This is a genomic window from Arthrobacter sp. TRD_SC_6, from assembly GCF_055361185.1.
Map to the genome: position 1 here is coordinate 251,964 of NZ_CM143953.1, position 12,395 is coordinate 264,358.

The 12,395-nt window shown below is 63.6% G+C and carries 13 protein-coding genes; 8 read left to right on the forward strand and 5 right to left on the reverse strand.

Translation table 11 applies throughout. The features are described 5' to 3' along the window. The 4 genes from ACWA1U_RS01220 to ACWA1U_RS01235 all read right to left on the reverse strand — a co-directional run bounded on the left by ACWA1U_RS01220 (nucleotide 1) and on the right by ACWA1U_RS01235 (nucleotide 4,468). On the reverse strand, nucleotides 1–897 hold the full coding sequence (locus ACWA1U_RS01220) for a carbohydrate ABC transporter permease (RefSeq protein ID WP_463723526.1): 897 nt from the start codon (nucleotides 895–897) through the stop codon (nucleotides 1–3). After that, the gene (locus tag ACWA1U_RS01225) at nucleotides 894–1,796 is read right to left on the reverse strand and encodes a carbohydrate ABC transporter permease (protein WP_463724926.1); all 903 of its coding nucleotides are present in this window, start codon (nucleotides 1,794–1,796) and stop codon (nucleotides 894–896) included. The genes ACWA1U_RS01220 and ACWA1U_RS01225 overlap by 4 nt, the downstream gene beginning before the upstream one ends. A 32-nt stretch (nucleotides 1,797–1,828) precedes the next feature. Beyond that, nucleotides 1,829–3,184, reverse strand: coding sequence for an extracellular solute-binding protein (locus tag ACWA1U_RS01230; protein ID WP_463723527.1), 1,356 nt, complete (start codon nucleotides 3,182–3,184; stop codon nucleotides 1,829–1,831). An 87-nt stretch (nucleotides 3,185–3,271) separates the two neighbouring features. After that, nucleotides 3,272–4,468 carry an ROK family transcriptional regulator gene (locus tag ACWA1U_RS01235; RefSeq protein WP_463723528.1) on the reverse strand — a complete coding sequence of 399 codons (1,197 nt, stop codon included), beginning with the start codon at nucleotides 4,466–4,468 and terminating at the stop codon, nucleotides 3,272–3,274. A gap of 152 nt (nucleotides 4,469–4,620) precedes the next feature. Here ACWA1U_RS01235 and ACWA1U_RS01240 point away from each other — a divergent pair, with 152 nt between their 5' ends. Then, complete coding sequence (locus tag ACWA1U_RS01240; protein ID WP_463723529.1) at nucleotides 4,621–6,270, forward strand: sensor histidine kinase; 1,650 nt, start codon at nucleotides 4,621–4,623, stop codon at nucleotides 6,268–6,270. Between the two features lie 63 nt (nucleotides 6,271–6,333). Beyond that, entirely contained in the window at nucleotides 6,334–7,092 is a 759-nt protein-coding gene (locus tag ACWA1U_RS01245; protein ID WP_463723530.1) for a response regulator, read from the forward strand. Between the two features lie 2 nt (nucleotides 7,093–7,094). Here the strand turns inward: ACWA1U_RS01245 and ACWA1U_RS01250 are convergent, their stop codons facing one another. Continuing rightward, entirely contained in the window at nucleotides 7,095–7,640 is a 546-nt protein-coding gene (locus ACWA1U_RS01250; RefSeq protein ID WP_463723531.1) for a hypothetical protein, read from the reverse strand. A 273-nt stretch (nucleotides 7,641–7,913) separates the two neighbouring features. On the opposite strand from ACWA1U_RS01250, the gene ACWA1U_RS01255 reads away from it, so the two are divergent. The 6 genes from ACWA1U_RS01255 (at nucleotide 7,914) to ACWA1U_RS01280 (ending at nucleotide 12,393) form a co-directional block, all read left to right on the forward strand. Beyond that, nucleotides 7,914–8,576: a GntR family transcriptional regulator gene (locus ACWA1U_RS01255; RefSeq protein ID WP_463723532.1), complete on the forward strand. Its 663-nt coding sequence runs from the start codon at nucleotides 7,914–7,916 to the stop codon at nucleotides 8,574–8,576. 128 nt (nucleotides 8,577–8,704) lie between these two features. Next, nucleotides 8,705–8,860 (forward strand): hypothetical protein, encoded by a 156-nt coding sequence (locus tag ACWA1U_RS01260; protein WP_463723533.1) that lies wholly within the window; start codon nucleotides 8,705–8,707, stop codon nucleotides 8,858–8,860. A 40-nt stretch (nucleotides 8,861–8,900) separates the two neighbouring features. Continuing rightward, a complete protein-coding gene (locus ACWA1U_RS01265) occupies nucleotides 8,901–9,755 on the forward strand; it encodes an RCC1 domain-containing protein (protein WP_463723534.1) in 855 nt (284 codons plus the stop codon). A 221-nt stretch (nucleotides 9,756–9,976) separates the two neighbouring features. Then, nucleotides 9,977–10,735: an SDR family NAD(P)-dependent oxidoreductase gene (locus ACWA1U_RS01270; RefSeq protein ID WP_463723535.1), complete on the forward strand. Its 759-nt coding sequence runs from the start codon at nucleotides 9,977–9,979 to the stop codon at nucleotides 10,733–10,735. 28 nt (nucleotides 10,736–10,763) lie between these two features. Beyond that, entirely contained in the window at nucleotides 10,764–11,321 is a 558-nt protein-coding gene (locus ACWA1U_RS01275; protein ID WP_463723536.1) for a carboxymuconolactone decarboxylase family protein, read from the forward strand. A 58-nt stretch (nucleotides 11,322–11,379) separates the two neighbouring features. Continuing rightward, the gene (locus tag ACWA1U_RS01280) at nucleotides 11,380–12,393 is read left to right on the forward strand and encodes a TAXI family TRAP transporter solute-binding subunit (protein WP_463723537.1); all 1,014 of its coding nucleotides are present in this window, start codon (nucleotides 11,380–11,382) and stop codon (nucleotides 12,391–12,393) included. Nucleotides 12,394–12,395 lie beyond the last annotated feature (2 nt).

Genomic DNA, 12,395 nt, shown 5'->3' on the forward strand with positions numbered 1-12,395 from the left:
CTAACCTTTCAAGGCGCCGGACATGGCGAACGAGCCGCCGAACACACGCGAGACGAGGATGTACAGGACGATCACCGGCAACGCATAGAGGATCGAGAAGGCAGCGAGCTGGCCGTACGCAACCGTCCCGAACTGGCCGAAGAACTGGAAAATACTCACCGCTGCAGGCTGATTTTCGAGCGAGAACAGCAGGATGAACGGCACGAAGAAGTTCCCCCACGCCTGGATGAACACGAAAATGAAGACGACGCCGAGGCCCGGCCGCATCAACGGAACCACTATGTGCCACAGCGCTTTCATGGATGACGCCCCGTCCACCCATGCCGCTTCCTCCAGCGAAACGGGTACCGAATCCATGAAGTTCTTGGTCATCCAGATGGCCATCGGCAGTGATGTCGCGGCCATGAAGAACGTGGTGGCCACGAGCGAATCGAGCAGGTTCAGCTGCACAAACAGGCTGTACACGGGGACCATGATCGCGGTGATCGGCAAACACGTCCCGAACAGAACGGTGTAGAGGAATGGCCGGTTGAAGCGCGTGCGGAACCGGGACAGCGGGTAAGCGGCAAGCACCGCGGCGACCACGGTGATCAGCGCCGAACCGCCGGACAGAATGAGGCTGTTCAGCAACGGAAGGAACGTCTGCTCCGGCGTCAGGATGGCAGTGAAGTTCGCCAGCGAGAACGACGACGGCACGGCAGTCCGGTACGTCGCCTCCGCATCGAGGGACGCCAGTACCAGCCAGCTCAGCGGCACAACGAAACACAGCCCGATCACGGCCAGCACCGCGGTCGCGGTCCAGCTCGGCGCACCCCTGCGCACCCGCGCAGCAGGCGCCGACCCAACGGAGCCGGAGCCGGGTGCCGCCGTCGTCGTCGTTCGTGTAGACACCGTCATGGCCTGCGCTCCCGGAGCAGGCGGATGTACGCCAGCGAAAACGCCGCACCGATGATGAGCATGACGACGGCGATGGCCGTACCGTAGCCGATGTCGCTGTAACGGAAGGCTTCCTCGTACGCCATGATCGGCAGGGTGGTGCTGCGGTTAGTCGGCCCGCCTGCGGTCATGACGTAGATCAGCGTGAACACTGCGAGGGTCTGCAGGGTGATGAGCATCAGGTTGGTCGCGATGCTGCGGCGGATCATCGGCACCGTCACGAATATGAGTGACTTCACCCCGCCGGCGCCGTCAATCTCGGCAGCTTCAGTGACTTCGCTCGGTACGTCGTTCAGCGCCGCCTGGTACACCATCATCGAAAACGCCGCCCCGCGCCAGATGTTGGCGAGGATGATCGCGAGCATCGGGTGCTCGAACAGCCAGTCGACGGCCGGCAGGCCAGCGAAACCGGTCAGCTGGTTCAGCGTCCCGTCGCGGAAGAAGAACGCATACGCCACGAACGCCGCCACGATTTCCGGCAGCACCCACGCCGCAACCACACCGACACCGACGACGGCGGCAACTTTCTTGTGCGCCCGCCGCATGAGCAGCGCCAGACCAAGGCCGAGCAGGTTCTGCCCGATCACCGCGGACACCAGCACGAAAACGACGGTGAGCAGCAAAGACTGCGGGAACAGCGGATCTGCGAATAGATCGGTGTAGTTCTGGAACCCCACCCACTCGGGGTTCTTGGCGTTGGCGCCAGTGAGCGCGGCGTTGGTGAACGAGCCGTAGAAGGACCAGAGGATGGGCCCGGCCAGGAAAATCCCGATCAGGATACTCGCCGGAAGCAGGGGGATGAACTTCAGGAAGGAAGCGGTGCGGGAGGCCCGCCCGTTGCCCTCCCGTTCCTGCCTTATGGTCCTTCCGGACGCCGTGGTCTGGGAGATGACTAGTCCTCCACCACGTTCTCTTCACCGACGATGGACCTGAGCCGTTCGTCGAAGGTTGCTGCTGCTTCCTCCGGTGATGCTCCACCGGTGATCACGGCTTCGGTAGCTTCCTGGACCGCTGTGGAGATTTCGGCGTACTCCGACGTAGCAGGCCGGTAATGCGTGACGTCCACTACGGCCGACACGTCCTCCACAAACGGGTTCGCTTCCAGGTACGTGGAATCCTCAGCGATGTCGGTCCGGACTGCAATCTGCGAATTGTCCACCGTGTACTGCAGCAGGTTCTCCTGGTTCATCGCGGTGGTGAGGAACTCGAAGGCGAGGTCCGGGTTCTCACTGCCCGCACCCACCGCCAGCGTCCACCCGCCGGACATGCTCACGCCCCCAGGCTGCTGCCCGTCCTGCGTGGGGAACGGCGTGACGCCCATGACGTCCCCGTATTCTGCCCACTCGAACTGGCCGCCTTCCTGCCAGAACGACGGCGCGTAGGAGCCTTCAACCGTTGCGCCCATCTGGTTCTCGGGTAACAGCGTGCCGATGACCGTCTGCCACACGTTCGGGTCCAGTGCCTCAGCGGGGGTGACTGCGAGTTCCTCGTCGTAGAGCGTCTTCAGGAATGCGAGCGAATCGACAAAGCCGTCAGACCCCGCCACCCATTTCTGCGCTTCCTCGTCATACAGCCCGCCGCTCTGGGTCCCGTACAGCAGCTCGTAGAAACTCTGCATCACGGTTCCCTCACCCGTGCCGGTTCCCGCGTACATGCTGAACGGCACTGAATCCGGCTGCTTCTCCTTGACCGTCCGCGCCATGTCCAGGATGTCTTCCCAGGATTCGGGCTGCCACGGGACGTCCACCCCAGCTTCCTGGAGCACCTGCTTGTTGTACCAGATGACCCGCGTGTCGGTGCCGAGGGGCACCGCGTAGGTGCCGCCGTCGTCGGCCTTTCCTGCTTCCTTCGCGGCGTCATTGAAGCTGGCCCACTCGTCCCAGCCAGCGAGGTGCTCGTCGAGCTGCAGCAGGTAGCCGGCCTCCACGTCGGAGCGGAGGCGGAAGGTGTCCTCGTAGAAGACATCGGGAGCTGTGTCCGGCGAGCGCTGCGACAGCGCGAGGCGGGTGTTGTAGTCCTCGTCGGTGCCTTCAACGGGTTCGAGTTCGACGGTCACGCCCTCATTGGCGGCCTCGAACTGTTCCTTGGTGGCCTGCATGAGGGTGTCGAGCGGGGAGACGTCGCCGGCCTTCTGGTAGATGATGCGCAGCGTCTGGCTGTCGGGATCATCGCTGCCTGCGCTGCAGCCGCTGAGGGCCAGAAGTGCGGCGACCGCCGCGGCCGGGAGGATGTGTGGGGCGCCGCGCATGGTTCTCCTTTGAATCAGGGGCCTCGGGAGACTATCCGATTACCCCGAATAGTACATCGAGTAGATTTACTCGTCCACGACCGACGTTTATTGGGTGAGGAGCAGCCGCTCAGCCCGCGGTCCCAGCGTTTGCTCGAGCATGAGACACGCGGCTCCAACCGCCGCGACGTCGTCGCCGATCTGCGCGGACACCACCGCAACCGGGTGGATGCTGCGGGTGGCGCGAAACTTGAGCAACGACGACGGCACCACCTCGAGGTAGCGGCTTGCCAGCGGCTTCCAGAACGGCCCGCCGAACACCACCCGGTCAACATCGAGGATGTTCGCGACAACGGACACGGCCCGCGCGGTTCGGACAGCCGCACGGTTGAGGATTTCGACGGCGAGCTCGTTCCCGGCGTCGGCGGCTGCGCTGAGCTGAACCAGCCCTTCGGCCACGTCCCCATTGCGGTGCGCGTCGCTGTCCAGCACGCCGAGCCGTTCAGCCTCCTGCACGAGCGATAGCGGGTCGCAGGTCACGGCGATGCAGCCGCGCATCCCGCATTCACACTCCGGGCCATCAGGGTCGGTGACAATGTGCCCGATCTCCCCGGCATTCCCCGAGGTTCCGCGCATCACTTCGCCGTCGATCACGATCCCGCCGCCGATACCCGTACCTATATAGACGAACACGAAGCTCTGCGTGCTCTCCGCGCCGCCCGCCCAGATCTCGGCGACGGCGGCCGCGGTGACGTCCTTCTCCACAAGCACGGGCATGCCGGTCGCCTCAGCCAGGGCATCCCGCAGCGGCACCCGGTGCCAGCCGAGCAGAAGGGGAGGGTCGACGACGGCGCCAGCCGGCTGGTCGATCGGGCCCGGCGCTGCCACGCCGATGCCTTCGATCCTTGCAGAGTCAACGCTGCTTTCATTGAGCACCGCGCGCACTTCGCCGGCAATTACCTCGATGATCTGGCTGGGAACAGCATCGGTTGGGGATTCGAGGACTCGCCGCTGCAGCACCGTACCCATGAGGTCCATCAGGACCACCGTCATGACGGCGGGGTCCAGGTGCACGCCGATCGCGTATCTGCCGGAAGGATTGATGCGCAGGATGGTGCGGGGTTTGCCCGGGCCGCTCCCCGATTTCCCCGCCTCTACGATCAGTTCTTCGGCGATCAGGCGGCGGGTGATGTTGGAAACGGCCTGGGGTGAAAGCCCGATCAATTCCACCAGCTCGACTCGGCTCAACCCCTCGCTCGAACGGCGGATGGCGTCGAGAATGACACTCTGGTTGAAATCCCCCATCCGGGGGAGGTTGGTGCCACGGCGCACAGCAGGGCCTTTCGTTGAGGCGACTGATGCATGATCCTACCGTCGCCCCTGACCGGATAGGAGTAGGCGCCGCTAGACTCGGCTGGAACTGTATAACTAAGGAAGCTGGCTGGAGGGACGTCGGATTGACGGCTATTGAGGCGTCGGGGGCAGGGACGGTCCTCGCGGTGCACACTGACCAGGGAGTGCTCGACGACGTCCAACGTGCCCTCAGCAGCGCCGGCTTCACCGTCATCGCGCACAACTTGGTGGGCCCCGCATTCCGGACGGCGCGTGAGCGCAAGGTGGCGCTCGCCGTCGTCGGGGCGGGCGATGCCCTTGAGTACCTGGCAACGATCGCGACCGAATCCGATCACCTCCTGCCGCGGAACATTCCCGTGGTACTGACGGCGGGAGCCGCTGAGGAAGTGCTCTCGCATCCGGAACTGGTGATGCGGTCCAGTGATTACGTGCTGACGCCGCTCAACGCTGACGAGTTGGTTCACCGCGTCCGTACAGCGATCCACCGCAACCGGTTGCGGGAAGCGCGGCGGAATGAGTCGGCGACGCTCCGCGAGCAGGTCCGCGCTATCTCGGACCGCATCCGGCGCACCACTTCTCCTACCGACATGCTGGACCTGACCCTGGCGGGCATCGGCGAGGCGATTGACGCGGACGAGGTGCGGCTGCACGTGTTCGACGACAACCGCGTTTCCTGCGGGTCCGGGGCGTGGGTTCGGGGTACAGGCGCTTCTGCTCCTATCGAGCTCGGCGACCTGCTTGGTGAGCTGCGCGAGCTGGGGACGGACCTGTGGCGTACGTCCAGTTCAGTGGCCGTGATCAACGGGGCTGCCGACAACGTTCCGGATCACCTGCTTCAGCTCAACGCCCGCATGGCCGAGTTCACCAAGAGCGGGCTGCTTCTGCCGATCGGCGAGGGCTCCAGTGCGTTTGGAGTGCTGTGGCTGGTGGTGGACCGTGGGCGCCGCAAGTGGTCCAGTGCGGAAATATCGTTGCTGCAGCACCTGCTGGGAAACCTGGCGCACGGAGTTGTGCAGGGACAGTTGATCATCGGGCAGCAGCAGGTGCTGGACCGGTTGCGGGACCTCGATGCCGCGAAGGACAACTTCGTCGCGACCGTGCACCATGAGCTCCGCACCCCGCTGTCTTCCATCCTCGGGTATGTGGAGCTGCTGCAGGACGGCGACGCCGGCGAGCTTCCCGCTTCCGCGCAGAAGATGCTGGCGATCATCGAGCGTAACGGCCAGCGGCTGGGCAGTCTCGTCGAGAACGTCCTGGCACTTTCGGTGCTGGACGCCGGGACGGAACTGACGACGTCGTCGGTTGATGTGGTGGACCTCATCGAATACCTGGTGACGGACCTGCAGCCGATAGCCGCGGCGAAGAACGTCTCCGTCTCCCTTGAGCATTCGATCCCGGAACGCCTGGTCTGTGGCGTGCGGGACCTGCTGGAGCGGGCGTTCGTGAACGTGCTTTCCAACGCGGTGAAATTCACGCCCGTCGACGGGTCCGTCACGGTTCAATTTGCAGCGGACGACGACGGCACTCTCCGCGTCACGGTCGCGGATACCGGCATCGGCATCCCGGCGGACGAGCTCCCGCGGTTGCTGACCCGGTTCTACCGGGCGTCCAACTCCGTTTCGGCCGAGATTCCCGGAACGGGCCTGGGCCTCGCGATTGCCGCATCCGCTGTCGCACGGCACGGCGGGAACCTGGACGTTCACTCTGAACTGGGCGTCGGGACCACGGTCACCATCGAACTGCCCAAAGCATAACGATGCTCCCAGTTTTCGCTGTAGCATCTCGACACCCGCGCGGAGTCTGGCAAGGTAAGGGGTATGGTCTCTGAAACCTTCGATCGCACGGCTGTTGTGGTGGAGGATGACTCCGACATCCGGGAGCTCCTCGCCTTGACGCTGTCCATGGTCGGGTTCAAAGTCGTGGAGACGGCGAGCGGCAAGGAAGCAGTATCGCTGATCCGCGAACACAACCCCGACCTCATCACCCTCGACTTGAACCTGCCTGACCTTGACGGAATGGAAGTGTGCCGGCAGGTCCGGCCCACCACTGACGCGTACATTGTCATGGTCACTGCCCGGGTGGAGGAGATTGAACGCGTCCTCGGCCTGGAAATAGGGGCCGATGACTTCATAGTTAAACCTTTCAGCCCCCGCGAGGTGCGGGCGCGCGTGGCGGCGATGTTCCGCCGGCCCCGGGCCATGCTCGACGGTCCCGCGGGCTCTCCTGCTTCCACCACGCCTGCGGCGAAGGCACAAGCGGACGACGACGCCGCCGTCGTCGTGCATGGAGCCCTCGCCGTGGATGTCGAAGGGCGGGTTGCCCGTCTGGATGGCGAAGAACTGGGCTTGACGAAGATCGAGTTCGACCTGCTGGCCACGCTGATCACCGGGCCGCGCCGGGTGTGGACCCGTGAGACGCTGCTGGCGCGTGTGTGGGGCGAGGGGTGGACCGAGGACCACCATCTGGTGGAGGTGCACATCCGGAACCTGCGGAAAAAGCTTGGTGAGGATACGCGGGAGCCGCGGTATATCCGGACGGTGCGCGGTGTGGGGTACCGGCTGGTACCGGTCAGCTAGCTTTAGTTTGCGGCGCGCTGTTCTTCGGTGAGGTAGGTGAGGAAGCGCTCGGCTTCCATGACCAGTGCGGGCAGGTAACAGCTTTTGCGGCCTGAGCGGATGTCCGTGAGGCAGTGGCTGGTGACGTACTCGAGGCGGGGGGCGCCTACCATGCTTGAGCCGATGTGCAGGCTCATCAGGGTGACAACGGCAGCAGATTCGTCCCGCGAGCGCAGCCCTGCGGTGAGTTCCTCGATGCGGGTAGGCAGGAGCCGGGCGAAGTTGTCGCGGTAGCGGAGTGCGTCTGAGTAGCTGGGCAGTTCGGCGCCGAGCTGGTCGATGACTTCGTGCCGGTGGACAGGCAGGGCCGCGGGTACCGCAAGCTTTGCGTTTCCGGTGATTCGGGCCTTTCGGGCTCTTCCAAACTTGAACCAGGTCACCGGACGTCTCCGATCATTGGATGTGCCTATGCGGGCGGAGTTGCCGTGCGTGCTGTTTCCGCACCAGGGGTCCTCGCAGAGGACGTCGCCACAGAGCGCGAAGGACGCGCTGACTGGGACTATCCGCATTGCGTGCTCCTGATTACGGGTTAACCAAACCTCCGGGCCGGCGAACGGTCCGGCCCGGAGGCAATTGGATTTGTCGGGGAGAGGAAAGGGGGGGTCCGCCCCGACGTGCTATCTACTCTGGCCCATCTCCCTCAAGTCACGGGGCGGATTTTTGCGAAGGTTTCCTCAAGAATTTTTCGCTCGGTTCGGCACCCCGCGAATCCGTTGCTTCCGCGCCGGGTGTGTTGAACTAGTGTCGTCACGAAACGGCCGCAACAGGAGGGGGTCATAGCCATGACCGGCATCTCCCCCAAGCGCCCGCCCACAGCACAGGCCTTCGCCCTGGCCGAGCTGCGGCGGATGATTATCGCGGGCGAGGTCCAGCCAGGGCAGCCGCTGCGGCAGGATGCGCTCGCTGACCGGCTGGGTGTCAGCAGGGTTCCCCTGCGCGAGGCGTTCAAGATCCTCGAGGGTGAAGGGCAGATCGTTTACGAGCCGCATCGGGGCTTCAAGGTCGCTCGGCTCTCACTCGCTGACCTCCTTGAGGTGTACCGCATCAGGCAATTGCTCGAGACCGAGGCCGCGAGCGCCGCCGTCGAACGTGCCGATGGTTCGGTTCTGCAGTCAATGAAGGATGCCGCACGTGAGGTGGAGGCAGCGAGCGCAGCCGCGGACATCCTCCCGATGACAGAAGCGAACCGGCGGTTCCACTTCGTGTTGCTCTCGGCGTCAGGGATGCCGAGGCTCGAACGGCTGATTCAGGTACTCTGGGACGCCACCGACACGTACCGTTTTGTGTACTACGGCGTGCCGGGCAACCGCCAGCGGGTGGAGCATGAGCACAATCTCATCATCGACGCGTTTGCCGACCGAGACGTTGACAGGCTCATCAAGCACCTGGATGAGCACCGGGACCACGCCGTCGAGGGGCTGCGCGCGTTCCTCGACGTGACCTGACGGGTCATTTTCGGTCGATATCTTCATCCGCACCACATCATCGGGCGTCGCTGACGAAATCGATCGAAGTTTCAGCCGGGTAGCGGATCCCCGGCACCTTCCACGGTGAACACCCGTAGGATTTGGCCATGTCAACTGATGAAGAGAAGGATCCACCCGTACCCGAATACCTCGAAGGTATTTCCCTGAAGCGGGTTCCCGACAAAAAGGGCACCGACAAAAAGGGCACCGAGGAAAACGACGACGGCGCTAAGACCCAGCCGCCTGGAGGTAAGGACGACTAGGCAGTCAGTTGGCATCGCAGCCAGGTGACTCGGAGAGACCATGACTGACTCCGCGAGTGGTACAGCTGCGGTCGCCGCCGGACGGCGCCATTCTGTCGGCTTGCGTACAGACGGCACGGTCGTGGCGGCCAGCGTCTCCCAAGCTGAGGAATGCCAGGTCGGTGAATGGCATGACGTCGTCGCCGTCGCCGTGGGAAACGTGCACACCGCCTCTAATACCGGACGGTCACACACTGTAGGGCTGTGCAGGAACCGCGAAGTCGTAGCGGTTGGATGGAACAACGACGGACAGTGCGACGTGAGCACCTGGTCAAATGTGCTGAGCATCGCCGCAGGATGGCGACGCACAATGGCCGTGCTCGCAGACGGCACGGTACGTGCAACAGGACGCCAACAAGAAGGCGCATGCCGGGTCGACGGATGGACAGGAATGGTTGCCGTTGCGGCCGGCGACTGGCACTCCGTCGGACTCCGGGCAAACGGTACTGCCATAGCTGTGGGAAACAACCGCAAAGGGCAATGTGAGGTCGATGAATGGCGGGGACTGATTGCAGTCGCCGCTGGTTACCTACACACGGTTGGACTCAACAGGGGCGGACGTGTGTTGGTGACCGGGGCGGGAACAAACGGTGCACATGACGTATCTGCTTGGCGCGACATCACGTCGGTGTCGGCGGGGAGTCATCACACCGTCGGCGTTACCGAGAGCGGCCGGGTAATGGCGGCCGGTGATAACAGCCGAGGACAGTGCGACGTCGGGTTGTGGCGCGACATCCTGTCCGTATCCGCCGGCTCCACTCACACTCTTGGGCTCCGGGCTGACGGGGCCGTTCTGGCCGTCGGCAGCAATGAGCACGGCCAGTCCGACGTCGCTGGTTGGGCCCTTCTGTCATAGCCCTTCACCATGAGGTCAGCCGGCGGATCCTGTTGTTAGCGTTCCCAGAAGCCATCATCCGCTCCTTTCCCAAGGCTTGGTAACCCAGTTACCTTTGATAACTTTTGTGTGACAGAGGTTACATCGAGCAGGAAATTTGTATACAATCTCCAATAACGCTGTATTCGACGAGGCATCGCAGCAGCCCACAAGAAGCACCGGTCTCACCGGACGCTTCTGTAGTGGGCCAGGCACTGCCTGAAGGGATCACATTCGTGGAGAACTGGCTCGGTCTGTCAGGCCGGCGCGTACTCATCGCCGGAGCCGGCGGTATCGGCGCAGCATGCGCCGAAGCCTTCTCCGCGGTCGGTGCCAGGGTCGTGATTACCGACGTCGACGAAACCAAGCTGAACCACGAACACACGGTCACTGCGGACCTCTCCTCCCGGGAAGGCGCCGAATACGCGGTCAACACAACTGTTGACGCACTCGGTGGCATCGATATCCTTGTCCACGCCGTCGGCATCAACCGCCGCATCCCCATCCTCGAAACGCACGATGACGACTGGCAGCTTACGCTCGACGTGAACCTCTCCAGCGCCTTCCGTCTCGGCAAGGCCGCCGGACAGCACATGGTCAACGCGGGGTGGGGCCGCCAGATCTACTGCTCGTCAGTGTCCGGCCTGCTCGCCCACCCCGATCATGGCCCCTACGCCGCCAGCAAAGGCGGCATAAACCAGTTGATGCGCGTCATGGCCCGTGAATGGGCTCCGCACAAAGTCACCGTCAACGCGATCGCGCCGGGCTACACCGAAACGGACCTCACCACCGCCCACCTCGACAAGCCGGGAGTCCGCGAGCACTACACCTCGCTGGTCCCGGCCGGACGGCTCGGCACGGTCAAAGACCTCACCGGCCCTATCCTGTTCCTCGCCTCCGAGCAGGCTGCTTTCATCACCGGGCACGTCCTCTACGTGGACGGAGGCCGAACCCTTGTCTAACCGCTTCCCTCTGCTGCACCCTGAATACATGAGTGAGGATCAGCAGAACCTCTACGAGAAGATCATCGCTCCCCCACGCGCCAACGGTCCCTTCACCATCAAGTACGACGACGGCTCCCTCGCCGGCCCCTTCAACGCCCTCCTCTTCGCGCCGGGCATCGGAAATGCAGTGCAGGAGCTTGGCGCCGCACTGCGGTTCAACGGCAACCTCCCGGACCGTACGCGCGAACTGATTATCTGCGCCGTCGCGGCCGCCCTCAACTCTGAGTACGAGTGGTACGCGCACAGCCGAGTCGCCGCCGTCGTCGGGGTCTCGGAAGAAGAGCTCGCTGAGCTAAAGACGGGCAGCGTCCCAGGCGAGGCAACGGAAGCTGAAGCTGCGGCGCTCGGACTCACGCGCGAACTCATCGCCGAGGCCGGGGTCTCCGAGAGCACCTTCGAGCACGCGAGGGAGCATCTAGGCCTCGCCGGAATCACGGAAGTTTCGCTCCTGGTGGGGTACTACCGCACCCTGGCAGGCGTACTGGCCGTGGCCGACGTCGGAGTGCCGCCTGACAATACTGACAAGACCCACCTAGTGAACTAGACAACCCGAAATGAAAAGCACTGCTCCAGAAATTCACCACACATCAAGGGAGAAATCCATGTCCAGCACCATGAATAAAGGTCGCGGATCGCGCATAGCTGCCGCCGCATTCCTTGCACCGGCACTTTTCCTGAGCGCCTGCGGTAGCCCCGCACCCAGCGGCGGAGGCGACGGCGGAGGCGGTGCAGACAGCGGCGAGGGTGGCGCTCTGTCCATCGCGACAGGCGGCACCGGTGGCGTCTACTACCCGCTCGGCGGTGGTTTTGCCACCGTAATACGCGACAACATCGAGGGCTACGACGCCACCGTCCAGGAAACCAACGCGTCCGTCGACAACATTTTGCTACTCGAAAGTGGAGCGGCTCAGCTTGCCCTTGCCGTGGGTGACGTGGTTTCAGATGCAGTCGAAGGAGTGAATGACTTCGACGGCAAGCCCCAGGAAATCTGCTCGCTCGGCAACGTCTACAACAACTTCCTGCAGCCCATCACGGTCGAAGATACCGGTATCAAGACCGTCGAAGATATGAAGGACAAGGTTATCTCAGTGGGCGCGCCCGGCTCGGCAACAGAAGTTGCTGCCCTTCGCACCCTGGAGGCCGCGGGGCTTGACCCCGAGGCTGACATTGATCGCCGCCAGCTTGGTGTTGCCGAAACCGTTGCGGCCCTTCGCGACGGCACCATCGATGCAGGGTTCTGGTCCGGCGGCCTGCCCACCGGCGCGATGATCGACCTCGCCAGCGACGGCGACATGGTGATCGTGCCGATCGGCGAGTACGCAGCACCGCTGGCAGAAGAGTTCGGCGAGTTCTATGTGGAGGAAGAGATCCCCGCAGACACCTACGAGGGACAAACGGAGCCCGTCTCCGTAATCATCTCGCCGAACATCCTGGTGGCACCCTCCAGCATGGATGAGCAACTACAGGAAGACATCACCACCGCGCTCTTCGAGAACAAGGATCAGCTCATTCAGGTCCACCCTGCGGCGGAAGAGATGGATCCGGCTACCGCCGGCGAAGTTCCGTTCGTAGAGACCTGCCCGGGCGCTCAGGCCTATTTCGACCAGGCCGGCTAGAT